The organism is Mesorhizobium maamorense (assembly GCF_044998965.1).
Lineage (GTDB): Bacteria > Pseudomonadota > Alphaproteobacteria > Rhizobiales > Rhizobiaceae > Mesorhizobium.
Genome location: NZ_CP173356.1, coordinates 824,532 through 851,408 on the forward strand (window position 1 = coordinate 824,532; position 26,877 = coordinate 851,408).

The window sequence follows — 26,877 nt, forward strand, 5'->3', positions numbered from 1 at the left end:
TGTCGATGGCGAGCCGGCTATTACCGGTGCCGGGAGGATTTGAGTGGCATGACGAAGCTGCGCGGACTGGCGTGGGATCATAGACGATGCTGGGGTCCGCTGGACGCCAGCATCGAGTCCTATTGCGCCGCGCATCCCGGCCTGGAGATCCAATGGGACCGCCGCAGCCTCTATGAATTCGGTGAGGGCGCCCTCGGTCCGGTGCTCGGCACTTACGATCTGGTCGTGTTCGACCATCCCTTCATCGGCGATATCGCCCAGGATGAACTGATGGTCCCGTTCGACGCTTATCTGTCGGCCGAACAGATCCATTTCTTCGAACGTGACTCAGTCGGGGCGTCCTGGCGTTCCTACCAGAAGAACAGCCGCCAGTGGGCGCTGCCGATCGACGCCGCCTGCCAGGTCGCCTCCTATCGGCCGGATTTGCTGGAGCGCTACGGCCCGGTGCCCGGCACGCACCAGGACGTGCTGGAGCTTGGCCGGCGCGCGCGCAGCGACGGCAAGTGGCTCGGCCTGCCCTTCGTGCCGACCGACGCCATGTGTCTGCTTCTGACGCTTGGCCGTCCCCAGGAAGATGGCGAGCAATTCATCGCGAAGGAAATGGTCGAGCAGGCGATTGCGCAATTGCGCGAGCTTGTCGCGCTTTCGCACCCGGACTCGTCGAAGTGGAATCCGATCCGCTGCTACGACCACATGATCGCGCATGACGACGTTGTCTACGTGCCGTTCGCCTTCGGCTATGTGAATTACGCCTCGAAACCCGACAGGCCCTATCTGCGCTTCGCCGACGTGCCCACCCCGCAAGCCGCCGGCGCCTTGCTCGGCGGTGCCGGCATCGGCGTCAGCGCCCAATCGAAGCACAAGCAGGCCGCGATCGACTACGCACTGTTCCTGTGCTCGCCCGAATACCAGCGCGGCGACTATGTGAAATCTGGCGGACAACCGGGTTCGCTGGCTGCCTGGAAGGATGCCGGGGTCAATGGTCTTTCCGGCGATTTCTTCGGCTCGACGCTGCGGACGATCGCCTCGTCCTATCTGCGTCCGACCCATCCGGGCTTCATCGCCTTCTTCCGCGAATGCGCGCCGCATGCCGCCGCAGCCATAGCCGGTGACATGTCGGCGACCGAACTCGCAGGCCACGTCAACAGCCTCTACCGCGAAACCAGGCAAGTCCAGCCGGAACGGAGCGTCGCCTGATGGCCGCCAGCGTTGCCGAGACGCTCGACGAGGGCGAAAGCGGCCGCAACGGCTATCGCGTGCCGGCGGTGGAGAAGGCGCTCGACGTTCTGGAATTCATGGCCTCCAGCGCCGAAACGCTGACCCAGACCGAGATCGCGACCGGCCTCGGCCGCTCCATTCACGAGATCTACCGCATCCTGCTTCTGCTGGAGAAACGGGGCTATATCTTTCGCACGCAATCGGACCGTTTCCGGCTGTCGCTGAAGCTGTTCGAACTGGCGCACATGCATCCGCCGGTAAACCGGCTGGTGGAATGCGCTCTGCCGGTGATGCGCGAATTGACCGCCAATGCCGACCAGAGCTGCCATCTCGTGGTGCGCGAGGGCCAGAACGCACTGGTGGTTTTGCAGATCGATTCGCCGCTGCCGATGCGCTACTCGGTAGCACTTGGGTCGCATTTCCCGATCCTCGAAACAAGTTCGGGTGCCGTGCTGCTCGCCCATTCGAACCGGGCCGAGCGCGACCGCATCGTCGAGCGCATCGTGGCCGCCGGTGAGGGCCAGGGCACGCGGGCCGAAATCGAGGTGCGGCTGAACGAGGTCGCCAGGCTCGGCTACGAGATGCGCGCTTCCTTGGCCGTTGCGGCCTGCACCAACATCTCCATGCCTGTGCACGATCACACCGGTGCCGTCATCGCCGCGCTAACCGTGCCGCTGCTGCCGCAGAAGGCGGCGCGGTTCGACAGCGAAACCGTCTTCGAACGCACCCGCGCCGCCGCCGAGAAGATATCGGCGGCACTCGGCTGGGGCGAAGCCACCAACTCCTTACGTGCCGACCCGGAACGGCGGGACTATCCGTTCAGCGACTAACAAAAGCGATAAATCTGGGAGAAGAAAATGCTCTGGTCCAAGTCAATCCTGTTTGCGTCCGCCGCCGTGCTGGCGCTCGGCGCCGCCGCCGCGCATGCCGAGAACATGCCCAAGCGCATCGGCTACGTCACCAACTACGCCACCCATGAGTGGTATCAGAACGTCATCAAGGGCATGAAGGCTCACGGCAAGGAACTCGGCATCGAGGTCGAGGTGCAGGATGCCAATCTCGACATAGCCAAGCAGGTCGCCGCGGCCGAAGACTTCATCGCCAAGGGCGTCGACGTGCTGATCATCACCCCGGTGAACGAAGAAGGCGTGGTGCCGCTGCTGCGCCAGGCCAAGGCCGCCAACGTGCCGGTCGTGCTGGAAGGCAATCCGGTCAAGGGCATGACGACCATGGTCGCCATCTGCGACTACGACACCGGCTATTTCTCCGGCGTCGAGGCCGGCAAATACGCGAAGGAAAAGCTCGGCGGCGTTGCCAAGGTGATGAATGTCGGCCTGCCGCTGCTTTCCGCCACCGTGCTGCGCTCCCACGGCTTCATGGACGGGCTGAAGACCATCATCCCCGATGCGGTCATGGTCCACGATCTCGACGGCGGCGGCAATCCGGACCGCGCTCTCGAAGTGTCCTCCGCGGCACTGGCCAAGAACGCCGATATCAACATCATCTACGGCATCAATGATTCGTCTTCGTTGGGTGGCCTGCAGGCCTGGAAAGCGGCGGGCAAGTCGCAGGATGGCCTGTTGACGGTCGGCACGGGCGGCGAAGGGCTTGCCTTCATCAACGCGATGCAGAACGAGCCTTCCTATCGCATCGAAGCCGCGATGTTCCCCGAGAAGGAAGGCTTTACCGCCATTGATGCCGCGGTGAAGCTTTTCAACAATGAGGAAGTGCCGGAGCACATCGTCAGCCCGACCGCGCCTATGAACGGCGACGACTGGAAGAAGTTCTATGACTATGACGGCACCACCCGCACAATCAAATGGGATGCCGTCAACGCGCTGCAGCCGCCGGCAAAGTGCATGAAGACCTCCGCCGACCTGAAGAAATAAGGCCGGCCGATATCGCCCTTCCCGTGTTGCGGGAAGGGCAGGCGGCCAGGACCTTTCGGTGGCCAAGACAAATGCCGGGTTCGACACGACAGGTTCCAGAGGGACCAGGCAAACGGCCGGGAATGGACTGAAATGAGCGAGCTTACACAGGCCTCCGCGTCGAAGCGTTTCATCGGCGGCAACCTTCTGGGCAGCAGCCAGCTCGTGCTGGGCGCAATCCTGGCCGTGCTGTGCATCGCCATCTCGATCGCGGCGCCGCAATTCTATTCGGAGGCCAACATCATCGCCATCCTGCGCCAATGCGCTCTGGTGCTGATCGTCGCCTCGGGCATGACCATGCTCATCATCACCGCCGAGGTCGACCTATCGGTCGGCGCGTCGCTCGCCTTCGTCGGCTGCATCGGCATGGCAGTGCTCAATTCCACCCATAGTCTTGCGCTCGGCATGCTGGCGGCGCTCGCCTTTGCCGGCGGGGTCGGCCTGTTCAACGGGCTGGTCGTCACCAGGCTCAGGGTGAATTCGCTGATCGCCACCATCGGAACGATGATGATGCTACAGGGCGGCGTCTATCTGTTCACGCGCGAGGCGGTGCAGAACCACAACCAATTGGCAAGCTTCACCGATCTCGGCGCCGGTTATGTCGGCCCCGTGCCGGTTCCCGTCATCCTGGCGGCGCTGATCTTCGTGGTTGCCTATGTGACGCTGCGCTTCACCACGCTCGGCCGCTACCTCTACGCAGTCGGCGCCAATGAAAAGGCGGTGCGCCTGTCAGGCATTCGCTCGGAACGGCTCAAGCTGTTGGCCTTCGTCGTCACCGGCCTGTGCGTCGGTGTTGCCGGCATGATCCTGTCGTCGCTGATGAATGCCGGCCAGCCGACCGCCGGCCGTGGCTTCGAGCTGACGGTGATTGCCGCCGTCATCCTCGGCGGCACCAGCCTGCTTGGTGGCCGCGGTTCGCTGTTCGGTACCTTGCTTGGCGTTCTGGTGCTGAAGGTGATCGACAACGGCATCATCATCCTCGGCTGGAACCAGGATTTGCAGATGGTGGTGCCGGGCATCGTCATCATCCTGGCAACCTATCTCGACATCATCCGGAACAGAGCCAATGTCCGTTGATTTCCTGCATCCTGGCGAAGGCGCGGCCATCGATACCGATGTGCCGGCGCTGGAATTGCGCGGCATCGGCAAGCGCTTTCCCGGCGTCGTGGCGCTCGACAATGTCGACTTCACCCTGGAGCCCGGCAAGGTCCATGCGCTGATGGGCGAGAACGGCGCCGGCAAGTCAACGCTGATCAAGATCATGGCCGGCGTCTACGGCAAGGATGCCGGCTCCATCCGCATGCACGGACGCGAGGTCGACATCAAGTCGCCGCGCGACAGCTTGAAGCAAGGCATCAAGGTCGTGTTCCAGGAGATCGCGCTGATCTCCGAATTCACCGTTGCCGAGAACATCTTCCTGGAAGGCTATCCGACCGGCAGAAGCGGCTCCATCGACTGGAAGAAGATCCGCGCCGATTCAGCCGCGCTCTTCGACCGCATCGGCTTCAACGTCGATCCGGCGGCGCGAACCGGCTCGTTGCCGGTCAGCCAGCAGCAAATGGTCGAGATCGCCCGCGCGCTCGCTCATGAAGCCCGCGTGGTGGTGATGGACGAGCCGACATCCTCGCTGACGCCGAACGAGGTTTCGCTGCTGTTCACCGTCATCCGCCGGCTTGCCGACCTCGGCATCGCGGTGGTCTATGTCAGCCATAAGCTCGACGAAGTGTTCGAGATCGCCGACACGGTGACGGTGCTGCGCGACGGGCGCCACATCTCGACCAAGCCGATCGGCGAGCACACCAACGACACGCTGATCCAGGACATGATCGGCCGGCGCATCGAAAATCTGTTTCCCCGCAAGCGTGGCGCACCGGCTAGCAAGGTAGCCCTGTCAGTGGACAAGCTCAGCACGGCGAAGAAGCTCAACGGCGTGTCCTTCGAGGCGCGCGCCGGCGAGGTGCTCGGCTTCTTCGGGCTGATGGGCGCCGGTCGCACCGAACTCGCCAAGGCGATCGTCGGTTACGATCCGATTACTTCGGGCACGATCACCGTCGACGGCCAGCGCCTCTCGCCGCACGATACGCGCACCGGCGTCAGGTTAGGCATCGGTCTGCTCACCGAGGACCGCAAGAGCGAAGGGCTGATGGGCGAGCTGCCTGTCTACCAGAATGCCAGCCTCGCCTCGCTCGGCGCCTTCGCCCGCATGGGCTTCGTCGATAAGGCCAGGGAACACAAAGCAGTGCAGGATTACGTCGACCGCTTCCGCATCAAGACGCCCAGCCTGTTCCAAGAGGTGAAAAACCTCTCAGGCGGTAACCAGCAGAAGGTGCTGATCTCGCGCTGGCTGATGCGTGGCCTCAAGGTCATCGTCGTCGACGAGCCGACCCGCGGCATCGATGTCGGCGCCAAGTCGGAGATATTCGCCTTGATCGACCGGCTCGCCGGCGAAGGCCTGGCGGTCATCATGATGACGTCGGAAATGCCGGAACTGCTCGGTCTTGCCGACCGGGTCGCGGTGATGTGCGAAGGCCGCCTGACCGCGATCATGCCGCGCGACGAAGCCACGCAGGAGAAGATCCTCAATGCGGCGATCGGATAAGACATGAGCGTTGTGAATACAGTCTCCGCGAAAGCCCGGCCGTCCATGCTGGCGCGGCTCTTTGCCCGGCAGGAATTGGCGCTGCTGGTCTGCCTCGTGCTGGTGCTGGCTTTCTTCTCCGTTACCGTCGAGAATTTCTTCTCCGTGCGCAACATGACCAATGTGCTCGGCCAGGCCTCGCTCGCGCTCACCGCCGGCATTGGCTGCGCCATCGTCTTCATTTCCGGCGAGGTCGATATTTCGATCGGATCGCTGCTGGCGACCATTGCACTGCCGCTGATCATCATCATGAACGACACCAATTCGCTGCTGCTCGGCGTCGGCGGCGCGCTGTTGTTCGGGCTGATCATCGGTGTCGTCAACGGCTATCTCACCGCCTATGCCGGCATCAACTCGCTGATCGTGACGCTGGGCACGATGTTCATCATGCGCGGCGGCGTCTATCTCTACACTGGTCAGCGGGCGATCCCTGACGATGCCAGCCTCGACAGCTTCATCGCGCTGTCGGATGGCCGCCTGTTCAACGTCATCCCCTATTCGGCCGTCATCGCCATCGTCCTGCTCGCCGCCTTCGCCTACATGATGCGGCACCGGCCGTTCGGACGGCAAATCTATGCCGTCGGCGGCAATCAGGAAGTGGCCCGCCTTGCAGGCTACGACGTGCGGCGGGTCAAGTTCATCTGCTTCATCATCAGCGCGCTGCTGGCGACGGTCGCCGGCATCATCCTGGCCGCGCGGGTCGGCTCGGCACAGCATACGGCGGGGCTCAATTTCGAATTCCAGGTGGTTGCCGCCACCGTGCTCGGCGGGGTCAGCCTTGCGGGGGGCATCGGCAGCCTGACCGGCATGGCGCTGGGCGTGCTGATCCTGCAATTCCTGTCCAACGGCCTGCGCGGGCTTGGCCTGCCGACCGAGTGGCAGCTGGTCATCACCGGCATGATCATCATTGCCGCGGTCGCCCTTGATGAAGCGAAACGCCGGCGTGCGAATGGAGGCTGAAGATGGCTCGTCTTGAAGCAAAAATCGCCGTCATCACTGGTGCGGCCGACGGGATCGGCCACGCGATCACGCAAGCGATGGCGCGCGAAGGGGCGCATGTCTTCCTGGGCGACATCGCCGACAGCGCTGGTGAGGATTTCGCGGCCGCACTTCGCGCCGCCGGCCACCGCGCCGACTATCTGCATTGCGACGTTTCGCAGGAGGCCGACATTTCAGGCCTCATCGACAGTGCCGTCAAAAAGACGGGACGCCTCGACATCCTCGTCAACAACGCGGCCATTGCCATTGGCGGCATGCCGGTGCACGAGATGACCGACGAGCAGTGGCACCGGCTGATAGCAGTCAACCTGACCAGCGTGTTTCGCGGCTGTAAATACGCGCTGCCGCACATGATCGCGCAGAAATCGGGCTCGATCATCAACATGGCCTCCGCGCAAGGCCACATCGGACTTGATGGCTGGACCGCCTATGCCGGTGCCAAGGGCGCGGTCATGGCGATGACACGCCAGATGGCGGTTGAATTCGGGCCGCTGAACATCCGCGTCAATTCGATCTCGCCGGGCACCATCAACACGCCGATGAACGACAAACTCATCAAGGAGATCGGCGGCAATCTTGCCAAGGCCTGGGTCAAGATGCATCCGCTCGGCCGTATCGGCGAGCCTTCGGAGGTGGCCGAGGCCGCCGTCTATCTTGCCTCCGATGCCGCCGGCTTCACCACCGGCACCGACCTGCGCGTCGATGGCGGGCTGACGGCGGCGCCGCGCTACGTTCCCGAACTGCTTTGAAAATTTTGAAACGAGACATGACATGAACAAGGCCCTCGAAGGCGTCCGCATCCTCGATTTCAGCCATCTGCTGCAGGGGCCGTTCGCTACCCAGCTGCTCGGCGACATGGGCGCCGATGTCATCAAGATCGAGCGCGCCGGCGCCGGCGACATGTTCCGTGGCATGACCTTCTTCGCCAAATGGGTCGGCGGCTCGGAGAGCCCGAACTTCCTCGCCTGGAACCGCAACAAGCGTTCGATCGCGCTCAACCTGAAGAGCCGCAAGGTGCATGCCATCATCATGGAAATGGCGAAAAGCGCCGACGTGGTGGTGCAGAACTTCCGCCCAGGCGTGCTGGCCAAGCTCGGCTATGGTTATGAGGATTTCAAGACTGTCAATCCCCGCATCATCTATTGCTCGGGCTCGGGCTATGGCGAGGAAGGGCCTTATGTCGAGCGCCCCGGCCAGGACATGCTGATCCAGGGGCTCGCAGGGCTGATCGCCAACACCGGCCGCGGCGATCAAGCCCCGGTTCCCGCTGGCGCCGGCCTCGCCGACCAGATCGGCGCCATGAACATGGTCTACGGCATCCTGTCGGCGCTCTATTATCGCGAGAAGACCGGCAAGGGCCAGAAGATCGAGGTCAACCTGCTGGCCGGCCTCTTGGCGCACCTCAACCAGGAATATGTCGCGGTGCTCAACCTTGGTGAGGACTTCGTGCGGCCGAATTCCGGGATCGGCCATCCCGGCATGCAGGCGCCGTTTGGCATCTACGAGACCAGCGACGGCGGCTACGTGTCGATCGCCATGAGCCCGTTCAAGACGCTCTACGAGGTGTTGGAGGCGCCGCAGCTTGCCGTCTACGACGATCTCAAGACTTTGTTCGACAAGCGCGATGAAGTCTTCGAGAAGGTGAATGCCGAGACCAGGAAATTCGCCACGCAGGATTTGTTGGCGCGGCTGCTGGCAGCCGACATCTGGTGCGCCGAGGTGAAGGATATCCGCCGCGCCGCTGAGGACCCGCAGGTCAAGCACATGGGCATGATCACCAGCTACGACCATCCGCGCGGCGGCAAGGTGCGGGTGGTCGCTCCGGCGGTCAAGATGAGCGAGACGCCCGCGACCATAGAACGGCCGGCGCCGCTGGTCGGCCAGCACGGCCGCGAGATCCTGGCCGAGTTCGGCCTCTCCAAGGACGAGATCGCCGCATTGGAGGCGTCCGGTGACATGACCGTGGACGCCGCCTGACGATGCGCACCTACCAGACACTCACGGTCGAAACCGCGGGCCGCGTCGCGATCGTCACCTTCCGCCGCGCCGATCAGCTCAACGCCATGAACCGGCTGATGCAAGGCGAGATCACTGAAAGCTTCGAGTCGCTATCCGGCGATGCAAGCATCGGGGCGATCGTGGTGACAGGGGAAGGGCGCGGCTTCATGGCCGGCGCCGACATCAAGGAATACGCCGCCCAGACCGGACCGGAATTCGACATTTTCCAGGCTGCCGGCATGCGCATGTACGCGGCCATCGAGAACAACCGCAAACCGGTGATCGCGGCGGTCAACGGCTTCGCGCTGGGCGGCGGCATGGAGCTGGTGCTGTGCTGCGACCTCGTCATCGCCAACCAATTCGCCAAGCTCGGTCTGCCGGAAATCAAGCTCGGGCTGATCCCCGGCGGCGGTGGCACGCAACGCAGCGTGGCCAAGCTCGGCCGCAGCCGCGCCAATTTCCTGCTGATGACCGGCGCCATCGTGCCGGCCTCGGAATTCGTCGCTGCCGGTCTGGTCAACGAGATCGTCGAGGTCGACCGGCTGATGCCGCGCGCGCTGGAACTAGCCGAAATGATCGCCGCCGAGCCCGCTGCCGCAATCGAGGGACTGAAGGCGCTGACGGCGCATGCCGTGTCCGGCGATCTGGACGATGGGCTCACCATGGAGCGCGACATATTGGGTGAGCTCTATCGCAGCGAGATCGGCCAGCAGCGCGTCAAGGAGTTCGCCGAGCGGAGCACGACAAAGGCAAAGAAGGGCGGGCCGTGAACGCGGGCGACGATTATCGCGGATTGGGCTGGGCGCATGGCGCGCTGACTGTCCAGCGGCTTGGCGCGATGCTGGCGCCGGTTACGTTCATTCTGGAGGACGGTCGGCAGGTTTCGCCGATGCACATTGCGCCGTGGTCGAACGAGCCGCAGGCGCAAGCGCTGCCAGGCATCCTGCGCAAGTTGCGCGGCGAATGGCCCTGCGTGCCCTTCGGCTATTCGGTGCCGGCCGATGGATGGCCCGAGGACTGGGCTCGGGTGATGGGCTCGCCGGAGGAGGGCGAGGAAGCCCATGGCCATAGCTCCAACCATGACTGGCAATGGCGCGAGAGCGCCAAAGGATCGTTGTCACTGACACTCGCCTATCCAGCCGGAAGCCCGGTCGGGCGTGTCGAGCGGACGGTGACGCCCGATCCGTCGATGCCAGCCGTCGACGTTGAATTCAAGATCGTCGTTCGCCATGCCTGCCGATTGCCGATCGGCTTGCATCCGGTGTTCCGGCTGCCAGCGGAGATCGGCGCCGCCGCGCTGGAACTTGGTTCCTTCGATCACGGTCGCACCTATCCACACGATGTCGAAACTAGCGCTGAACTGTTCGCCCGGAACGCGTCCTTCACTGACTTGTCGAGCGTACCGGCCCGCGCGGGCGGCATGGCTGATGCTTCGCGACCGCCGCTGGTGGCCGACACGGAGGAATTGTTGCAGATCGAGGGCCTGGATGGCACGGTGGCGCTCGCCAATCATGCGGACGGGTACCGCGTGAAACTTTCCTGGCAGAAGGAGCATTTCCCGAGCCTTTTGCTCTGGTACTCCAATCGTGGCCGCAAAGCAGCACCCTGGAACGGGCGCCATGTCGCCATCGGCATCGAGCCGATCTGCTCGCCCTTCGGGCTCGGCCCGGCGACAGCGTTGGCCGACAATCCGATCGCGCAATCCGGCATCGCGACGGCGCAGGAATTCTCGCCTGAAAAACAGTTCGTGACCCGCTATCGCATCGAGGCATCCGCGCTGTGACGAACCGTGCCGCAATGTCCCTGGTCAAGCCGAACCGGCCGCGCTTCACGGATGTCGAAGGACTGGCCGCGATGGTCGGCCATGGCGAATCGTTTGGTGTCGGCGGCCACCATTTCGCCCGGCTGCCGATCGCATTGCTGCGTGCGATAGCCCGGTCGGGCGTCAAGGATCTGCATTACATCTGCTGGGCCGGCGGCTTGCCCCTCGAACTGCTGCTCGAAGCGCATGCCGTGGCTGAGATCGACCTCTGTTTCTCCAGCCTCGACATTTTCGGCTTGCCGCCAAAATTCCGCGCAGCCGCCGAAAGCGGCGCGATACCGGTTCGCGATTGGACGGCGCTGGCCATGATCCAGGCGCTGCGGGCGGCGCAGCAGAACCTGCCCTCGATGCCGTTCCAGCTTCCGCTGGGATCGGGCATGCTGGCGCGCGTGCCGGGTGCGAGCGCCAGACCTGATCCGATTGCCGGTACCGAAAACGGATTCGTCCCGCCGCTGCGGCTCGACACATTCGTCGTCCATGCCCAGCGCGCCGATGAAAGCGGCAATGTGCAGATCATCGGGCCCCGCGCGCTGGACTTCGCCATGGCGGGTGCGGCGCGCAAGGTGCTGGTCACGGTCGAGGAAATCGTGCCGGGCGGGACGCTGCGCCAGGACGGCCGCCAGAGCGTGCTGACCCGCAACCAGGTTTCGGCGATTGCGCTGGCGCCGGCCAGCGCCTATCCGGCCTCGTGCCTGCCGTTTTACGTCACGGATTATCAGCGATTGTCGGAGGCGTTCGCCGACCGGCAAACGCCTTTGGCGGACAATCTGCGCCCGCCTTCCGAGGGCGTGCCGAAGCCGTTGCAAAGAGCCGCGAAGGTTCGAGCTGACACAGTGCTTGCCATGCCGGCGCTTGCGCGCGCCGAAGAGAAAGCATCCGTCGACGAGATCATCGCCGCTCGCATCGCCGCCGAACTCACCAATGAGAGCTTCGCCAGCGCGGGTGCGGTCTCGCCGCTGGCCAACGTCGCCTACCGGCTGGCCAAGGCAACGCACGCGCCGGACATGATCATCGCGACGATGAGCTGCGGCCATCTCGACATCGCGCCGAGCCCGATGATCCTCTCGCTGATCGAAAGCTTCGATTGCGAAACGGCTGTCGCGCATGCCGGCGGCGACGACACCTACTCGACCTATTACCAGGCCGGCGCGGTGACGCACGAGATCGTCGGCGCGGCACAGGTCGACCGGCGCGGCCGCGTCAACACGATCGCACTGCGCAAACCAAGCGGCGGCCTCATCCGGTTGCCGGGGCAAGGCGGCATGGCCGATGTCGCCAACATGCACCGCGATTACCTGCTCTACATCCCCCGCCACTCGATCCAGTCGCTGGTGGACGAGGTCGAGATCGTCAGTTCCGCCCGGGGGTTGCTGACGGCGGCCGAACGCGAGCCGATGGGCTATCGCACCGGCAGGGCGCTGGTCTTCACTGATCTCTGCGTCTTCCGGCTCGACGAGACTTCGAGGGAATTGATCGTCATCGAAACCATGCCGGGCGTTACGCAGCAGCAGATCCGTGACGCCACCGGATTTGCGGTGTCGTTCGACGCCTGTTGCCGCGAGGTCTCGCTGCCTTCCGACAGCACGCTCGCCATCTTGCGAAACCGCATCGACCCGCTCGGTCTGCGCCGTCTGGAGTTCGTCAGCGCCAAGGAGCGCGGCGCGCTGATCGCCGAGATTCTTGAAGCCGACCGCGCGATGGTCGAACGCTGCATCGCCGCGCAGACGGCGCTTGTCGAAAGCTGAGATCCCATGGCCAAGCCGTTGCTCGACATGTCAGCCGCGCGCGTTTTCTTCGACGGCATCTTCACCAGCCCGCGCGTCGCGCATCCGGAGGGCGTGGCCGTTCACCGCGATGGCTCGATCTGGTGTGGCACCGAAACCGGCGACCTGCTGCGGCTGGCCGCCGATGGCGGCTCGGTCGAGCGCATGGGCGGCACCGACGGTTTTCTGCTCGGCATCGCTTTCGACAGCGCGGGAAACTGCTTTGCCTGCGACCTCAGGCATGCCGCGATTTTCCGCTGGGATGCCGCGACAGCGCGCATGGAGCGCTTCGCGTCGGCCGGCATTCGCGTGCCGAACTATCCGATCGTCGACGAGGCGAGGGGCTGGCTCTTCGTTTCGGACAGCGTTGGCCAGGACAATCGCTCGGGCATCTTTCGCTACGACCTCAAGACGGGCGAGGGCGGTCTTTGGTGCAGCGAGCCCATGTCGTTCGCCAACGGCATGGCGATGGCGCTGGACGGCAACGGCCTCTACGTCGTGGAGAGCGACGCATCCTGCATCAGCTATGTACCGGTCCTCTCTGACGGGACGGCGGGGGCTCATGAGATCGTCGTCGAAGGCGTGCACAATGTTCCGGACGGGGTGGCCTTTGCGCCTGACGGCTCTTTGTTCATCTCATGTTATGAGCCCAGCCGGATTTATCGCTGGCAAAAGGACAGAGGTCTCGAAGTGCTGATCGAGGATCCCGCCGCAACCACGCTGGCGCACCCCACCAACATCGCCTTCAAGGGCGACAAGCTCTATACCGCCAATCTGGGTCGCTGGCATATTACCGAGATCGACTTGAGCCTTCTCCAGCAAGGGAAATAGCATTTCGCAGAAGGTCAACTCGTCGGGCGAAAGGGTTTTGCCAGCGAGGCCGGGAAGTGCAGGGCCAGCATCTGGCGGTTTCGTGAGATCAGCACCAGAACGATGATGGTGGCGAGATAAGGCAGGGCCGAGAGCAGTTCGGATGGCACGTCCAGCCCCAGCGCCTGACCTTGCAACTGAAGGATCGTCATCCCGCCGAACAGCCACGCGCCAAGCAGGATGCGCAGCGGCCGCCAGGTGGCGAAGACCACCAGCGCAAGCGCGATCCAACCCTTGCCGGCAGTCATGTTCTCGACCCAGAGCGGCGTGTAGGCGACCGACAAATAGGCGCCTGCCAGGCCTGCCATCAGCCCACCGAACAGCACGGCCATGTAGCGGATCCTGATCACGGGGTAGCCGATCGCATGCGACGTCTGCGGCGACTCGCCGATCGTGCGCAGCACCAGGCCAGCTTTCGTGCGGTAGAGAAACCAACTGATGGCGACGAACATCAGCAGGGCCAGATAGACCATCGGATCGAAGCGGAACAGTAGCGGACCGATCAGCGGCAGATCGGACAGAACGGGGATGTCGAGGCGGCGCAGTGCCTCGATCGGCTCGCTGCCGAAGCCGCGCCCGAGGAAGGCGGAGACGCCCGAACCGAAGATCGCCAGCGCCAGGCCGGCTGCATATTGGTTGGTCAGGAACGTCAGCGCCAGAACGCCGAACAGCAGCGAGGCGGCCGCACCCGCCAACGCGCCAGCCAGGATCGCCACAGGCATCGGATAGCCCGCGGTGACGGCCCAGAATGCCAATGCGGCGCCCATCAGCATCATGCCTTCGATGCCGAGATTGAGGACACCCGACTTCTCCACCACGAGCTCGCCGAGCGCGGCGAATATCAGCGGTGTGGCGGCAATGACGGTGCCGGTGAAGATGGCGATGAACAGATCCATCAGGCTGTCTCCCGCACGATCCGAAATCCGCTCATCGTGCCGTCTCCAGCGCATGCGTGTCCCGGACGGGTCGCACCAGTCGAACGCGATAGAAGATGAAGAAGTCGGCGGCGAGCAGGAAGAACAGCAGGATGCCCTGGAAGATCCGCGTCAGGGCCGAAGGCAGGCCGAGCGTCATCTGCACACCTTCGCCGCCGAGGAAAAGCAGCGACATCAACAGCCCGCCAAGCACGATACCGAAGGCGTTCAGCCGTCCGACGAAGGCAACGATGATGGCCGCGAAGCCGTAGCCTGGCGAAATCTGAGGCGAGAGCTGCCCGAGCGGCCCGGCGGCTTCCGCCATGCCGGCCATGCCGGCCGCGGCACCTCCCGCCAGCAGTCCGATCCAGACCGCAGCCGATTCGCGAAAGCCGGCATAACGGGCGGCAAGCGGTGCAGCCCCGCTCACCGACATCTTGTAGCCGAGGAAGCTGCGGTCGGTGAACAGCCACATCAGGAGCACGGCGACGACCGTGATGAAGATCGACGGGTTGAGGCGATAGGCGGGGTCAAAGGATTCGAACAGGGCCGCCGTCGGCAGAAGTGCCGTCTGCGGATAGTTGAAGCCGGCCGGATCGCGCCACGGTCCGTGCACGAGATAGGACAGGAACAGCGTCGCGATATAGGTCATCATCAGCGTGACGAGGATCTCGTTGGTGTTCATGCGGGCGCGCAGAAAGGCGGGGATTGCCGCCCAGGCCATGCCGGCGCCCATGCCGGCGATGAACATCAGCGGCAACAGCAGCACGCTTTCGGGGTTCGGCCAGAAAAGCCCCACGCCGCTGGCCGCGATTGCCCCCATGGTGAACTGGCCCTCGGCGCCGATATTCCAGACATTGGCGCGGAAGCCGACCGCCAGCCCGCAAGCAATGAGGATCAGCGGCGAGGCCTTGAGCAGCCATTCGGACAGGCCGTTCATGGAAGAGAGCGGCTCGATGAAGAAGGCATGGAGGGTCGCCAGCGGATCATGTCCGAGGGAGGCGAAGAAAATCGATCCGACGACGACAGTCAACAGGGTCGCCAGTGCCGGCGCGGCAACGCGCATCAGCGAGGAGGGCTCCGGCCTTTGTTCAATCCTGAAGCGCATTGTTGCCACCCCCATTTGCCAATGCGCCGTCGCTCATGCCGCGGCCCGTCATCAGAAGTCCGATCTCCTCGCGATCGGTCGTCTTGCGCGCCAGCGGTGGGGAAACCTTCCCTTGGCAAATGACCAGCAGCCGGTCGCAGATCTCGAACAACTCGTCGAGTTCCTCGGAGACGACGAGCACCGCCGCGCCGGCGCGGCTGAGATCGACGATGGTCTGCCGGATGAAGGCGCTCGCGCCGACGTCAACCCCCAGGTCGGCTGAGACACCAGGAGGAGCTTCGGCTGGAGCGCGATCTCACGCCCGACGATGAATTTCTGCAGATTGCCGCCGGACAGGCTTTGCGCGGTCGCCTGCGGCCCGTTGGCCTTGACCTTGAACCTATCGATTATGCCGGCGGCGAACGCCTTGGCCCGGCGCCGGTCGACCAGCCCGTTGCGCACCGTGCCGAAGCGGTGCGCGGTCAGCACCGCATTCTCCCACAGCGTGTGCGAGGGCACGGCGCCGCGCCCGAGCCGCTCTTCGGGAACGAAGGCGACGCCGAGCTTGCGGCGCTCGTGCGGGCGGAGGCGGGCTGCGCCGGTTCCGCAAATCCGGATGGCGTCGCTGCGCTCATGCGTGCGCTCGCCGCTGAGCAAGGCGATCAGCTCGGCCTGGCCATTGCCGGAAACCCCGGCCAGGCCGACAATCTCGCCGCCATGCACCTTGAAAGAAATGTCCTTCAGGTCGACGCCGAAATGATCCCGGGACTTCACCGTAAGTCTATTGACCTCGAGCACCGGTCTGTCGCTTGGCGTCGGCGGGCCGACATGCATTTCAGGCAGCTTCGAACCCACCATCATGCGGGCAAGCTCCAGCGACGTCGTCTCCTTCGGACGCGCGGTACCGGTGACCTTGCCGTTGCGCAGCACGGTGGCGGTGTCGCAGAGCTCCTGGACCTCGTCGAGCTTGTGGCTGATATAGACGATGCTGCAGCCCTCGGCGGCAAGTTGGCGGAGCGTCTCGAACAGCTTCACCACCGCCTGCGGCGTCAGTACCGAGGTCGGCTCGTCGAGGATCAGCAGTTTCGGCGCCTGCAGCAGGCAGCGCACGATCTCGACGCGCTGGCGCTCGCCGACCGACAGGTCGTGCACCTGGCGATGCGGGTCGATGGGCATGCCGTAGCGGCGCGACAGATCGCGGATCTTGTCGGCGAGCGAAGGCAGGTCGTATGCGCTGCTTGCCGAGAGCGCTATGTTCTCGACCACCGAAACGGATTCGAACAGCGCGAAATGCTGATAGACCATTTCGATGCCGAGTGCGCGCGACATCGCCGGGGTGTGCGTGGCGATCGGATTGCCGTCGCAAAAGATCTCGCCGGAATCGGCTTGCGTCGCCCCATAGATGATTTTCATCAGGGTGGATTTGCCGGCGCCGTTTTCGCCCAGCACGGCATGGATCTCGCCGGGTTGAATCGACAGCGACACATCGTCATTGGCGACGACGCCGGGATAACGCTTGCAGATGTTGCGCAGTTCTAGTCGCGGATGCATGGCGGGTCCTGCCGTGGCGTGAAGCGAGGTTGGACGGGAACCAGGCAAGGAGACGCCGAAGATATGGACTTGGGCGTCTCCCGGCACTTTTACGGCGATCAGCTCAGCCTGCCGATCATCCCCTTCACGAACCAGTTCATGCCGCGAATGTCGTCATCGGCCAGAACCGAACCGGCGGCAACCTTGACGTTGCCGTCCTGATCCTTCAGCTCCCCGGCGTAGGGATGAAGCTTGCCGCTGCCGATGTCGGCCTCGAGCTGCTTGAGCTTGGCGCGCGCATCGGCGGGGATACCCTCATTGTAGGGGGCCATTTTCACCACCCCGGCCGCCAATCCGTCCCAGCGTACTTCCGGCTTCCAGGTACCGGCGGCCACCGCCTTGGCTGCGCCGACATAGTCGCTGGTCCAATCGAGAACGAAAGAGGTCAGCTGCTTGCCCGAGGCGAATTTCGACATGTCGCTGGCATAGCCGATCGACCAGGCGCCACCTTCGCCGGCGACCTGTACGCCGGTCGCGGTGTCCGTCATCGAGCAGACCACGTCGCAGCCTTGAGAGATCAGCGTCTTGGCCGCCTCCTTCTCCTTGCCCGGGTCGAACCAGGAATTCAGGAAGATGGTGTTGCAGGTCGCGTTTGGATTGACGCTCTGCGCGCCAAGCAGCAGCGCATTTGCCGGACCGACGATGTCGGGGATCGGAAAGCCGCCGATGAAACCGATCTTGCCCGATTTGGACATGTAGCCGCCCGCCGCGCCGGCGACGAAGGTGCCTTCGTAATATTTCGCTTCGAAGGTTCCCAGATTGGCTAGGTGGACGATGCCTGAGCAGTGTTCGAACGCCACCTTGGGAAAGCGCGGCGCCACCTTCTGCATCGGCGTTCCATGCGAAAAGCTTGTGCCGAAGATCAGCCTGTTGCCGGCGCTGGCCAGTTCGCGGAAGACACGCTCGGCGTCCTGCGGCATGAAGATGTTGTCGATGACGGTGAGCTCGACCTTGTCGCCGAATTCGGCCTTGATGGCCTCGACGCCGAGGCTGTGCTGCTTGGTCCAGCCGATCTCGGCGACCGGCGAGACGTAGACGGCACCGATCTTCAGCACCTCCTGCGCCTGTGCGATGGTGCTCAGCGCTCCCGCGCCAAGAGCCGCGCCGGCCGCGCCGCTGTGTTTCAGGAATTCACGTCTCGTCAGTTTCTTCATGATGGTAGCCCTCTGTTGGTCTTTTTTGTTGATGCCCGGCTTGTCGGTGCCCGGTCTGTTCTGGGGATATGGAGGTGGAGATGCGTTGCCGCGTCGCCGCCGCCGGATGCATTCGACAATCTTCGCAGCGGCACAGTCGCGCCGTCGGCCTTGCCGTCGAGATAGGGCGCTAGCGCTTCGGCAGGCGTCATCTCTGGAAACACTGCGCGATCCATGATGTAGCCGCGCACCACCGCGCGGTGGTGGGTGTCGATCAGGTCCATGGCCGGTTTCAGCCGGCCCTTCTCCAGCAGGTCGACGACCCGCGAGTGGTCGTCCAGCAGATTGCAATAGTCGAAATCGGCTGAAATGAGGGAGCGCAGCAGCGTCGTGCGGCGCACCAGCTGCGCGTGGATTTCCTGCATGACCTTGTTGCGGCTGAGGCGTACGAACACGGTATGGAACTCTTGGCCCAGCACGTCGGCCAGCGCATCGTTGCCGGCGGCAACAGCTTGGCGCTGGCGCTCGACATGCTGGCGCAGCTCGGCCCAGCCGGCCGGCCCAAGGCGATCGCTGAGCTGTGCTGCGACGCCCTGTTCGACGAGCGTCAACGCGTCGTAGATCTCCATCGCCTCCTGCATGCTCGGCTTGGCGACGAAGGCACCGCGGTTGCGTTCGATCTGGGCCAGCCCGTCATCGGCGAGCCGGATCAGGGCCTGGCGCACCACGATGCGGCTCACGTTGAATATTTCGGAGAGTTCGCGTTCGCCGAGCTTGCAGCCGGGCACGAGGCGATGGTCGATGATGGCGCGGGTCAGCGTATCCGCGATGGTCTGGGAACGGCTGCTCAAGGCATGGTTCTCCGCCATTTCGACGACATGATCAGCAGGCTTTCGTGATGGCGACATGCCTCGTCAGGACACGACATATCCCAGGTTCAGCTTTCTCATATCGGAATTCAATCATCATAATCTGTCAACACAAAAAAGGATTTTGGACGACAAAAAAATGTTGATTGGTATCCAATCTTGTGGTTTCGTCATCCCGAAACGTCGGGCTAGGTTCATGGTGAAGGGCTAGCCGAGTTGGGAGGGAAGCCGATGGCAACCCGTTGCGTTGACCGCGAGCTTTTGAACGACTGGCACATCGTCGCGGATCAGGAATCGCTAAGCCAGGATACGCGGTTTGCCACATGCCTGCTTGGGGTCGCTCTCTCCGTTCACAAGTGTTCAAACAAGATCGAAGTCGTTCGCAGCGATACGGGCGCCACGCTGAAAAGCGCCCAGCGTTATGGCTTCATCTGGACCTGCCTGGACAAGCCCTGGCGCGACATCATCTATATCCCTGAGGCCAATGAGGCAGACCGGCATCTGGTCAGCGGCGGTTCGATCGCGGTCAAGGTGTCGGGCCTCCGCGCGGTCGAGAATTTTCTCGATATGGGGCATTTCCCCTTCATTCATACCGGCTGGCTCGGCGAGGAGCCGCATACCGAGGTCGCGCCCTACAAGGTTGAGATCACAGCGCAGGACGAGGTGCTGGCGACCGAATGCAAATTCTATCAGCCGGTGGCTTCGCCGACCGCCAAGGAAGGCTTTGTCGTCGACTACATCTACAAGGTGATTCGGCCCTACACGGTGGCTCTCTACAAGAGCAACCCGATCCAGAAGGACCGGCTCGACGTCATTACCCTGTTCGTGCAGCCGGTGGACGAGGAAAACTGCATCGCGCATCCTTACCTCTGCTATCTTAAGGAAGGCATGGAGGCGGCAACGGTGCGCAGCTTCATGCAATTGATCTTCGCCCAGGACAAACCGATCCTGGAGAACCAGGTACCCAAGCGCCTGCCGCTCGATCCACGTGCCGAGACCCCGATCCGTGCCGATGCCGTGTCGGTTTCCTACCGGCGCTGGTTGCGTGATCGGGCCGTCACCTATGGCGCGATACCGGCACAAGCCTGATGACGTCTGAGGGCTTCCAGAGGATAAAACGATGACAAAATGCTCGGATCCTGTGATCCTCAATCTCTGGCATCCCGTAGGGGCGATCGCCGAGACCATTCCCGGCGCTGTCCAGGACACCGTTCTGCTCGAGGAGCGCCTCAGTTTTGCGGTCGATATGGATGGTGAGCCCGTCGTCTGGCGCTCACGTCCCGATGTAGAAGGGGTGGATCGTGTTCCAGGCGCCGACAGGCTGCCGGCAAGAAGCGCCTACGGCTATGTCTGGACTTCGCTCGGCTCGCCACCGGCCGAGCTGTTCCCGATCCCGGAATATGAAGAGCCGGACCGCCGCAAGCTCAACGCGGCCACGTTTGGCGTCAACGTCTCGGCACCGCGCGCCATCGAGAACTTTCTCGACATGGGCCACTTTCCCTATGTGCATACCGACATACTCGGCGTCGAGCCGCATACCGAAGTCAAGGAATACGACGTCGAGATATCCGTCGACCGCGACGAGATCCTGGCCACGCGCTGCCGCTTCTTCCAGCCGATGGCTTCGACCGCTTCCGGTGGCGGCGCCGACGTGGACTATGTCTATCGCGTGCCGCACCCCTATTGCTCCGTGCTCTATAAATCGAGCCCGGTCGACGAGGCACGGCGCGACGTCATCGCCATCTTCCTGCAGCCGGTCGACCAGGAGCATGTGCGCGCCCACATGCTGCTTTGCGTGCTCGACGAAGACAATGAAGACAAGGTGATCAAGCGCTTCCAGCAGACGATCTTCGGCCAGGACAAGCCGATCCTGGAAAACCAGGTGCCCAAACGCCTGCCGCTCGATCCGCGCGCCGAAACGCCCATCCGGGCCGATAAGTCGGCCATCGCCTACCGGCGCTGGCTCAGCCAGAAGGGAGTGATCTACGGTGTCATTCCGGTTGCGGCCTGACGAGATTCTTGGAGACGATTGATGTTGGAAGAAGCCAGAAGCCAGTGGCATCCGATCGCCGCTTCCCATGATTTGCCGTACCGCCACGTTTTCCATGGTCAATTGCTCGGCCGGGAATTCGCCGTCTGGCGGGCCGATGACGGCTACATCAACATCTGGGAAAACCGCTGCCTGCATCGCGGCGTCAGGCTGTCGATAGGCATCAATGACGGGCGCGAGCTGAAGTGCCAATATCACGGCTGGCGTTATTCGAACCGCACCGCCGGCTGCACCTACATTCCAGCGCATCCTGCCGACGCGCCGGCCCGCACCATCACCAACCGCACCTTCCCGGCGGTCGAGCGCTACGGTCTTGTCTGGTCGTCCGAGGAGCCTCGCGGCGAAGTGCCGGATGTTGCCGCGCTGACCGAAGGCAAGCTGCTCGCCTTGCGCGGAATCGCGGTCAACGCGCCGGCCGACAAGGTCGTCGAAAGGCTGAAAGCCTATCGCTTTCAGCCCAACGCAGCGATCGAAGGCGAGGGCGCGGAAACCATCATCGAGGCCGCGCGGGATTTTGCTGTGGCGCTGCATTCGCGCGATGGCGGTGCCGAGACGCGCGGCGTGTTCTTCGTGCAGCCGGTTGATTCAAACCGCTCGGTGATCCGTGGCGTGCTCGATCAGGAGGTCGAAGCAGCCGCGCGCATCGCCATCCTGTGCCACCACAATGAGCGGCTTTCCAAGCTGCGCGATGAGGCCGAGCGGGAGGCGGCAAATGCCACGGCGCCTGCCCCGATCGAACCGGTCTATGAAAGGGTGTCGGCCGAACTCGCCGAAATGCCCGAGGTGACCGCACATGGCCGCAAGGCGGCGCTGCGCGTCACCGTGGCGAGGAAATGGCAGGCGGCCGACGGCGTTGCCGGTTTCGAGCTCCGCCCGATCAAGGGCATCCTGCCGACGTTCCAGCCTGGAGCCCATATCGACGTCCATATGCCCAATGGCGAGATCAGGCAGTATTCGATCACCAACGGCCCTGGTGAAACCGACAGCTTCATCATCGGCGTCAAGCTGGAGCGGGATTCGAAGGGCGGCTCCAAATGCATGCATGAGACAGTCCGCGAGGGCGACGTGCTGGCGATCTCCGAGCCGCGCAACAATTTCCCGCTGCGCCGTGACGCGATCAAGACGCTGTTCGTGGCCGGCGGCATCGGCATCACGCCGCTGCTCGCAATGGCGCAGGCGCTGAAGAACCAGGAGCTGGCGCACGAGCTTCACTATTTCGCGCAAGGGCAGGAACACCTCGCTTTCGCCGATCGGCTGAAGCATCTCGGCGATGCGCTGAAGCCGCATCTCGGGCTGTCGCCGGACGCGACCGGCGCCGAGCTTCGGGGGATTCTCGCCGGTTACCGGGACGGCATGCATCTCTACATCTGCGGTCCCGGACCGATGCTGGAAGCCGCGCGCAAGATCGCCGCCGAGCAGGGCTGGCCGGATCCCGCCATCCATTTTGAATATTTCAAGAACACCAACAAGATCGACGACAGTTCGAGCTTCGAAGTGGCGCTGGCGCGCTCCTGCGTCACGCTGCAGGTGCCGGGCGGCAAGACGATCATGCAGGTCATGCGCGAGAATGGCATCGATGTTCCGTCGTCCTGCGAGCAGGGCGCATGCGGTACCTGCGTCGCGACAGTGATCGAGGGCGAGCCGGATCATCAGGACGTCTATCTCAACGATGCCGAGAGGAAGGCCGGAACCAAGATCATGACCTGCGTCTCGCGCGCCAAATCGGCACGCCTCGTGCTCGACATTTAGGAACTCCCGATGATCACCCTTTACGATTACGAACTGTCGGGCAATTGCTACAAGCTGCGGCTGCTGATGAGTTTTCTCAGTATTGACTACAAGACCGTGCCGGTCGACTTCTATCCCGGCCGCGAGCACAAGTCGGAATGGTTCCTGAAGCTCAATCCGCTCGGCCAACTGCCGGTCATCGAGGATGACGGGCTGATCCTACGCGACGCCCAGGCGATCCTGGTCTACCTGGCGTCGAAATACGATCCGTCGGGCACATGGTATCCCCGGAACAGCCCGGCCCTGCTCGGCGAGATCAGCCAGTGGCTGGCCTTCGCCGACGGCATCACTTCGACGGCGTCGGCCGCCCGCCTGCACGACGCGCTGTTCTACGATTTCGACATCGATGCCGCGCGCGCCGGCGCGCACCGGCTGTTCCGTATCCTCGACGAGCATCTGTGGTTCGGCGAGCAGCAGGGCCGCGGCTGGATCTGCTCGGCCGATCATCCGACCATCGCCGATATTGCCTGCTTTCCCTATATCATGCTGTCGGAGGAGGGCGGCATTGCGCGCCAGGACTATCCCGCCGTCCGGCGCTGGTGCGATCGCGTCAAACGCATCAAAGGCTTTACCGTGATGTCGGGCGTGTTCCCGGCGGGGCCGGCCAAGGCCGCATGATTTCTACCGCAACGCCGGGCGATCGATCGTCCCGGCAAGCAAGTTTGGGAGAAAGAAATGAAAACCCGCGCCGCTGTTGCCGTTGCTGCCGGAAAGCCGCTTGAGGTCATGGAGGTCGACCTCGACGGCCCGCGCGAGGGCGAGGTGCTGGTCGAGATCAAGGCGACCGGCATCTGCCACACCGACGAGTTCACGCTGTCGGGCGCCGATCCCGAGGGCCTGTTCCCGGCCATTCTCGGCCACGAGGGCGCCGGCGTGGTGGTCGATGTCGGCAAGGGCGTCACCTCGGTCAAAAAGGGCGACCATGTGATCCCGCTCTATACGCCCGAATGCCGCCAGTGCCCGTCGTGTTTGTCGCGGAAGACCAATCTGTGCACCGCCATCCGCGCCACGCAGGGGCAAGGCCTGATGCCTGACGGCACCTCGCGCTTCTCGATCGGGGGCGAAAAATTGTTTCACTATATGGGCTGCTCGACCTTCTCCAACTTCACCGTGCTGCCGGAGATCGCCGTTGCCAAAGTCAATCCCGACGCGCCCTTCGACAAGATCTGCTACATCGGCTGCGGGGTGACCACCGGCGTGGGCGCGGTCATCAACACCGCCAAGGTCGAGCAAGGCGCGACCGCGGTGGTCTTCGGCCTCGGCGGCATCGGGCTGAACGTCATCCAGGGCCTGAAACTTGCCGGCGCCGACATGATCATTGGCGTCGATCTCAACAACGACAGACGAGCCTGGGGCGAGCGCTTCGGCATGACGCATTTCGTCAATCCGAAGGAGATCGACGGCGACATCGTTCCCCATCTCGTCAACATGACCAAGCGCGGCGCCGACCAGATCGGCGGCGCCGACTACACGTTCGACTGCACCGGCAACACCAAGGTGATGCGCCAGGCGCTGGAGGCTTCGCATCGCGGCTGGGGCAAGTCGGTGGTCATCGGTGTGGCGGGCGCCGGCCAGGAGATCTCGACGCGGCCCTTCCAGCTGGTCACCGGGCGGACCTGGATGGGCACCGCCTTCGGCGGCGCGCGCGGCCGCACCGACGTGCCCAGGATCGTCGACTGGTACATGGACGGCAAGATCGAGATCGATCCGATGATCACCCACACGCTCAAGCTCGAGGACATCAACAAGGGGTTCGACCTCATGCATGAGGGCAAGTCGATCAGGAGTGTCGTGGTTTACTGAGGGCGGCCACACGCCGCGGGCCCGAGGACATCCCCGCTTGGACCGACAGGAGCCCTGTCGGCTTGAGAAGGCGGGCCACAGAAATGCCCGGACTTTTCGCTACCTCCAGCCTCCCGGCCAGGTCGGCGTGTTCCCAAAGTCCGGCGTCGACCGGCGGCGTGACCAAGGTGCACCTCGGTTACGCCGCCGGTGCTGTTTACAGGGCTGAAGGTTGCGGGTGCGGCGGCCGGCAGCTATGTCGGACGGAAAGGTCATGACGAAAAGGCAGAGTTGATGAAAGTCGTTTCCACGTCCAAGTCGCATGGCGGCGTCCAGGGTGTTTATTCGCACGCTTCAGAGGTCTGCGCCTGCGACATGACCTTTGCCGTCTTCGTGCCGCCGCAGGCCAAGGATGGGCCGGTGCCGGTGCTGTGGTATCTTTCGGGTCTCACCTGCACTCATGCCAATGTCATGGACAAGGGCGAGTACCGGCGCCTGGCGGCCGAGCTTGGTCTCATCGTGGTCTGCCCCGACACCAGCCCGCGCGGTGCCGATGTGCCGGACGAGAAGGATAATTGGCAGTTCGGCTGCGGCGCCGGTTTCTATGTCGATGCGACGCAGCAGCCTTACGCCAGGAACTACCGTATGTATTCCTACGTCCTCGACGAGCTGCCGGGATTGATCGGCGCGAACTTTCCTGCCGACATGGCGCGCCAGGGCATATCGGGGCATTCGATGGGCGGACACGGCGCGTTGACGATCGCGCTGAAGAACCCCGACCGCTTCAGGAGTTGCTCGGCCTTCGCGCCGATCGTTCAGCCGACGACTGCTGGCTGGTCGCGGCCTGCGCTCGAGAAATATCTCGGCGCCGACGACAGGGACTGGCGCGCCTATGACGCCACGCTGCTTATCGAGGACGGCCGCCGTTTTGGCGAGTTCCTGGTTGATCAGGGCACGGCCGATGGGTTCCTTGACGAAGGCCTCCGTCCGTGGCTGCTCGATGAAGCCTGCAAGAAGGCCGGCATCGACCTCACCTTGCGCATGCAGGAAGGCTACGATCATTCCTACAACTTCATCTCGACCTTCATGGACGATCACCTGAAGTGGCACGCCGTGCGGCTAGGCTGAAGAACCGCCGGGCATTATCAGCGGTAGGACCTGTGCATCGGCGAAGGCGACATAGCCATGGCGCAGGCGGCGCACGGGTCCGCGCCCGATATCGCCGGCAAGGGTATCGTCAATCCCTACGCGATGATCGAATCCACTCGCATGCTGCTGCAATGGCTTGGCCACAACCGCGGCGCCATCGTCGCTGCCATCGAGAAGGAAACTGAAAATGTCCTCGCATAGGATCGCTGTCATCGGTGGTGACGGTATCGGGCCGGAGGTCGTCGAGGCCGGCGTGAAGGTTCTGGAAGCCCTGATCGCTGTCGAGCCGGGTTTGGCCTTCGACTTCAAGCGCTTCGACTGGGGCTCCGATTATTACCGCCGCAACGGCCGCATGATGCCGCCGGACGGCCTCGGGCAACTGGAGGGTTTCGATGCGATCTATTTCGGCTCGGTCGGCGATCCGGACCTTCCCGACGACATCACCCTCTGGGGCCTGCGCCTGGCCATCTGCCAGGGATTCGACCAATACGCCAACGTGCGGCCGACGCGCCTCTTGCCCGGGCTGACCGGCCCGTTGCGGCCCGATCTCGGCAAGCAGATTGACTGGGTGATCGTGCGCGAAAACAGCGAAGGCGAATATGCCGGCGTCGGTGGTCGCGCCCATCGCGGACTGCCTATCGAGGTCGGCATGGATGTCGCAGTCTTTACCCGCGCCGGGATAGAACGCATCGCACGTTTCGCCTGCGAGCTTGCGCTGTCGCGCCCCCGCAAGCTTCTGACGGTTGTCACCAAGTCGAATGCGCAGCGTCACGGCATGGTTCTGTGGGACGAAGTCGTGCGCGGCGTGCTTCGCGACTATCCCGGTCTCAGCGTCGACTGGATGCTGGTGGACGCCATGACCCAGCGCATGGTCAACAAGCCCGGCAGCATCGACACGGTTTTGGCGACCAACCTGCATGCCGACATCCTCTCCGACCTGGCCGCCGCACTGGGTGGATCACTCGGCATCGGCTCGACGTCGAACATCGATCCCTCGCGCAGCCGGCCGTCCATGTTCGAACCCATCCACGGTTCGGCCTTCGACATTACCGGCAAGGGCGTCGCCAATCCGCTCGGATCGTTCTGGACGGCGAGCCTGATGCTTGAGCATCTCGGCGAGCAGGCCGCCGCGCGGCGCCTCATGGTTGCGATCGAGCTTGTCACGGACCGGGCGGAATATCTCAGCCCCGATCTCGGCGGCACCGCGAGCACCGCCGAGGTTACCGCCGCGGTGATCGCGGCCCTTCGCGCCAATTAGAGTAATTCCAGGAAAAGTGTG

Annotated in this window: 24 protein-coding genes and 1 pseudogene; 20 read left to right on the forward strand and 5 right to left on the reverse strand. The window is 63.6% G+C overall.

Features of this window, described 5'->3' with window-relative positions:
- Positions 1 to 48: 48 nt before the first annotated feature.
- The 12 genes from ACIU1A_RS04390 (at position 49) to ACIU1A_RS04445 (ending at position 13,197) form a co-directional block, all read left to right on the forward strand.
- On the forward strand, positions 49 to 1,197 hold the full coding sequence (locus ACIU1A_RS04390) for an ABC transporter substrate-binding protein (RefSeq protein ID WP_404926699.1): 1,149 nt from the start codon (positions 49 to 51) through the stop codon (positions 1,195 to 1,197).
- Positions 1,197 to 2,048, forward strand: a complete 852-nt coding sequence (locus ACIU1A_RS04395; protein ID WP_404926700.1) for an IclR family transcriptional regulator — start codon at positions 1,197 to 1,199, stop codon at positions 2,046 to 2,048. The genes ACIU1A_RS04390 and ACIU1A_RS04395 overlap by 1 nt, the downstream gene beginning before the upstream one ends.
- 27 nt (positions 2,049 to 2,075) lie before the next feature.
- Entirely contained in the window at positions 2,076 to 3,107 is a 1,032-nt protein-coding gene (locus ACIU1A_RS04400; RefSeq protein WP_027027652.1) for a sugar ABC transporter substrate-binding protein, read from the forward strand.
- 132 nt (positions 3,108 to 3,239) lie between these two features.
- Positions 3,240 to 4,223: an ABC transporter permease gene (locus tag ACIU1A_RS04405; protein ID WP_140663325.1), complete on the forward strand. Its 984-nt coding sequence runs from the start codon at positions 3,240 to 3,242 to the stop codon at positions 4,221 to 4,223.
- The gene (locus ACIU1A_RS04410; protein ID WP_404926701.1) at positions 4,213 to 5,745 is read left to right on the forward strand and encodes a sugar ABC transporter ATP-binding protein; all 1,533 of its coding nucleotides are present in this window, start codon (positions 4,213 to 4,215) and stop codon (positions 5,743 to 5,745) included. The genes ACIU1A_RS04405 and ACIU1A_RS04410 overlap by 11 nt, the downstream gene beginning before the upstream one ends.
- Positions 5,746 to 5,748: 3 nt before the next feature.
- Positions 5,749 to 6,744: an ABC transporter permease gene (locus tag ACIU1A_RS04415; protein ID WP_140525110.1), complete on the forward strand. Its 996-nt coding sequence runs from the start codon at positions 5,749 to 5,751 to the stop codon at positions 6,742 to 6,744.
- Between the two features lie 2 nt (positions 6,745 to 6,746).
- A complete protein-coding gene (locus tag ACIU1A_RS04420) occupies positions 6,747 to 7,532 on the forward strand; it encodes an SDR family NAD(P)-dependent oxidoreductase (protein WP_140497497.1) in 786 nt (261 codons plus the stop codon).
- Between the two features lie 22 nt (positions 7,533 to 7,554).
- Entirely contained in the window at positions 7,555 to 8,760 is a 1,206-nt protein-coding gene (locus ACIU1A_RS04425) for a CaiB/BaiF CoA-transferase family protein (protein WP_140525109.1), read from the forward strand.
- Between the two features lie 2 nt (positions 8,761 to 8,762).
- Entirely contained in the window at positions 8,763 to 9,551 is a 789-nt protein-coding gene (locus ACIU1A_RS04430) for an enoyl-CoA hydratase/isomerase family protein (RefSeq protein WP_140671929.1), read from the forward strand.
- Positions 9,548 to 10,564, forward strand: a complete 1,017-nt coding sequence (locus ACIU1A_RS04435; RefSeq protein WP_140555651.1) for a hypothetical protein — start codon at positions 9,548 to 9,550, stop codon at positions 10,562 to 10,564. Before ACIU1A_RS04430 ends, ACIU1A_RS04435 begins: the two co-directional genes overlap by 4 nt.
- A 14-nt stretch (positions 10,565 to 10,578) precedes the next feature.
- Positions 10,579 to 12,348, forward strand: a complete 1,770-nt coding sequence (locus ACIU1A_RS04440; protein WP_404926702.1) for a CoA-transferase — start codon at positions 10,579 to 10,581, stop codon at positions 12,346 to 12,348.
- A 6-nt stretch (positions 12,349 to 12,354) separates the two neighbouring features.
- On the forward strand, positions 12,355 to 13,197 hold the full coding sequence (locus ACIU1A_RS04445; protein ID WP_404926703.1) for an SMP-30/gluconolactonase/LRE family protein: 843 nt from the start codon (positions 12,355 to 12,357) through the stop codon (positions 13,195 to 13,197).
- 14 nt (positions 13,198 to 13,211) lie between these two features.
- Here the strand turns inward: ACIU1A_RS04445 and ACIU1A_RS04450 are convergent, their stop codons facing one another.
- From ACIU1A_RS04450 to ACIU1A_RS04470, 5 genes and pseudogenes are all read right to left on the reverse strand, one after another.
- Positions 13,212 to 14,132 (reverse strand): ABC transporter permease, encoded by a 921-nt coding sequence (locus tag ACIU1A_RS04450; protein ID WP_140515241.1) that lies wholly within the window; start codon positions 14,130 to 14,132, stop codon positions 13,212 to 13,214.
- 31 nt (positions 14,133 to 14,163) lie between these two features.
- On the reverse strand, positions 14,164 to 15,258 hold the full coding sequence (locus ACIU1A_RS04455; protein WP_404926704.1) for an ABC transporter permease: 1,095 nt from the start codon (positions 15,256 to 15,258) through the stop codon (positions 14,164 to 14,166).
- A pseudogene (locus ACIU1A_RS04460) lies at positions 15,242 to 16,788 on the reverse strand (ABC transporter ATP-binding protein). Before ACIU1A_RS04460 ends, ACIU1A_RS04455 begins: the two are co-directional and overlap by 17 nt.
- A 98-nt stretch (positions 16,789 to 16,886) precedes the next feature.
- Positions 16,887 to 17,981: a BMP family ABC transporter substrate-binding protein gene (locus tag ACIU1A_RS04465; RefSeq protein ID WP_140555643.1), complete on the reverse strand. Its 1,095-nt coding sequence runs from the start codon at positions 17,979 to 17,981 to the stop codon at positions 16,887 to 16,889.
- Complete coding sequence (locus ACIU1A_RS04470; protein ID WP_140497518.1) at positions 17,978 to 18,811, reverse strand: GntR family transcriptional regulator; 834 nt, start codon at positions 18,809 to 18,811, stop codon at positions 17,978 to 17,980. The genes ACIU1A_RS04465 and ACIU1A_RS04470 overlap by 4 nt, the downstream gene beginning before the upstream one ends.
- Positions 18,812 to 19,060: 249 nt before the next feature.
- Here ACIU1A_RS04470 and ACIU1A_RS04475 point away from each other — a divergent pair, with 249 nt between their 5' ends.
- The 8 genes from ACIU1A_RS04475 (at position 19,061) to ACIU1A_RS04510 (ending at position 26,856) form a co-directional block, all read left to right on the forward strand.
- Positions 19,061 to 19,918 carry an aromatic ring-hydroxylating dioxygenase subunit alpha gene (locus tag ACIU1A_RS04475; protein ID WP_140497520.1) on the forward strand — a complete coding sequence of 286 codons (858 nt, stop codon included), beginning with the start codon at positions 19,061 to 19,063 and terminating at the stop codon, positions 19,916 to 19,918.
- Positions 19,919 to 19,949: 31 nt separating this feature from the next.
- A complete protein-coding gene (locus ACIU1A_RS04480) occupies positions 19,950 to 20,840 on the forward strand; it encodes an aromatic ring-hydroxylating dioxygenase subunit alpha (protein ID WP_404926705.1) in 891 nt (296 codons plus the stop codon).
- Positions 20,841 to 20,861: 21 nt separating this feature from the next.
- Positions 20,862 to 22,628 (forward strand): Rieske 2Fe-2S domain-containing protein, encoded by a 1,767-nt coding sequence (locus ACIU1A_RS04485; RefSeq protein ID WP_404926706.1) that lies wholly within the window; start codon positions 20,862 to 20,864, stop codon positions 22,626 to 22,628.
- Between the two features lie 9 nt (positions 22,629 to 22,637).
- Positions 22,638 to 23,285, forward strand: coding sequence for a glutathione S-transferase family protein (locus ACIU1A_RS04490; protein WP_404926707.1), 648 nt, complete (start codon positions 22,638 to 22,640; stop codon positions 23,283 to 23,285).
- Between the two features lie 57 nt (positions 23,286 to 23,342).
- Positions 23,343 to 24,470 carry an S-(hydroxymethyl)glutathione dehydrogenase/class III alcohol dehydrogenase gene (locus ACIU1A_RS04495; protein WP_404926708.1) on the forward strand — a complete coding sequence of 376 codons (1,128 nt, stop codon included), beginning with the start codon at positions 23,343 to 23,345 and terminating at the stop codon, positions 24,468 to 24,470.
- A gap of 273 nt (positions 24,471 to 24,743) precedes the next feature.
- Entirely contained in the window at positions 24,744 to 25,577 is an 834-nt protein-coding gene (gene fghA, locus ACIU1A_RS04500; RefSeq protein WP_404926709.1) for an S-formylglutathione hydrolase, read from the forward strand.
- Positions 25,578 to 25,634: 57 nt separating this feature from the next.
- The gene (locus tag ACIU1A_RS04505) at positions 25,635 to 25,799 is read left to right on the forward strand and encodes an isocitrate/isopropylmalate family dehydrogenase (RefSeq protein ID WP_404926710.1); all 165 of its coding nucleotides are present in this window, start codon (positions 25,635 to 25,637) and stop codon (positions 25,797 to 25,799) included.
- Positions 25,786 to 26,856 (forward strand): tartrate dehydrogenase, encoded by a 1,071-nt coding sequence (locus ACIU1A_RS04510; protein WP_404926711.1) that lies wholly within the window; start codon positions 25,786 to 25,788, stop codon positions 26,854 to 26,856. Before ACIU1A_RS04505 ends, ACIU1A_RS04510 begins: the two co-directional genes overlap by 14 nt.
- Positions 26,857 to 26,877: the final 21 nt, after the last annotated feature.

Coding starts and splice junctions, on each gene's coding strand:
- ACIU1A_RS04450 (WP_140515241.1), bottom strand. CDS start 14,132: ATGGATCTGTTCATCGCCATCTTCACCGGCACCGTCATTGCCGCCACA.
- ACIU1A_RS04455 (WP_404926704.1), bottom strand. CDS start 15,258: ATGCGCTTCAGGATTGAACAAAGGCCGGAGCCCTCCTCGCTGATGCGC.
- ACIU1A_RS04395 (WP_404926700.1), top strand. CDS start 1,197: ATGGCCGCCAGCGTTGCCGAGACGCTCGACGAGGGCGAAAGCGGCCGC.
- ACIU1A_RS04400 (WP_027027652.1), top strand. CDS start 2,076: ATGCTCTGGTCCAAGTCAATCCTGTTTGCGTCCGCCGCCGTGCTGGCG.
- fghA (WP_404926709.1), top strand. CDS start 24,744: ATGAAAGTCGTTTCCACGTCCAAGTCGCATGGCGGCGTCCAGGGTGTT.
- ACIU1A_RS04465 (WP_140555643.1), bottom strand. CDS start 17,981: ATGAAGAAACTGACGAGACGTGAATTCCTGAAACACAGCGGCGCGGCC.
- ACIU1A_RS04490 (WP_404926707.1), top strand. CDS start 22,638: ATGATCACCCTTTACGATTACGAACTGTCGGGCAATTGCTACAAGCTG.
- ACIU1A_RS04410 (WP_404926701.1), top strand. CDS start 4,213: ATGTCCGTTGATTTCCTGCATCCTGGCGAAGGCGCGGCCATCGATACC.
- ACIU1A_RS04445 (WP_404926703.1), top strand. CDS start 12,355: ATGGCCAAGCCGTTGCTCGACATGTCAGCCGCGCGCGTTTTCTTCGAC.
- ACIU1A_RS04505 (WP_404926710.1), top strand. CDS start 25,635: ATGGCGCAGGCGGCGCACGGGTCCGCGCCCGATATCGCCGGCAAGGGT.
- ACIU1A_RS04405 (WP_140663325.1), top strand. CDS start 3,240: ATGAGCGAGCTTACACAGGCCTCCGCGTCGAAGCGTTTCATCGGCGGC.
- ACIU1A_RS04420 (WP_140497497.1), top strand. CDS start 6,747: ATGGCTCGTCTTGAAGCAAAAATCGCCGTCATCACTGGTGCGGCCGAC.
- ACIU1A_RS04485 (WP_404926706.1), top strand. CDS start 20,862: ATGTTGGAAGAAGCCAGAAGCCAGTGGCATCCGATCGCCGCTTCCCAT.
- ACIU1A_RS04440 (WP_404926702.1), top strand. CDS start 10,579: ATGTCCCTGGTCAAGCCGAACCGGCCGCGCTTCACGGATGTCGAAGGA.
- ACIU1A_RS04415 (WP_140525110.1), top strand. CDS start 5,749: ATGAGCGTTGTGAATACAGTCTCCGCGAAAGCCCGGCCGTCCATGCTG.
- ACIU1A_RS04390 (WP_404926699.1), top strand. CDS start 49: ATGACGAAGCTGCGCGGACTGGCGTGGGATCATAGACGATGCTGGGGT.
- ACIU1A_RS04425 (WP_140525109.1), top strand. CDS start 7,555: ATGAACAAGGCCCTCGAAGGCGTCCGCATCCTCGATTTCAGCCATCTG.
- ACIU1A_RS04475 (WP_140497520.1), top strand. CDS start 19,061: ATGGCAACCCGTTGCGTTGACCGCGAGCTTTTGAACGACTGGCACATC.
- ACIU1A_RS04510 (WP_404926711.1), top strand. CDS start 25,786: ATGTCCTCGCATAGGATCGCTGTCATCGGTGGTGACGGTATCGGGCCG.
- ACIU1A_RS04495 (WP_404926708.1), top strand. CDS start 23,343: ATGAAAACCCGCGCCGCTGTTGCCGTTGCTGCCGGAAAGCCGCTTGAG.
- ACIU1A_RS04430 (WP_140671929.1), top strand. CDS start 8,763: ATGCGCACCTACCAGACACTCACGGTCGAAACCGCGGGCCGCGTCGCG.
- ACIU1A_RS04480 (WP_404926705.1), top strand. CDS start 19,950: ATGACAAAATGCTCGGATCCTGTGATCCTCAATCTCTGGCATCCCGTA.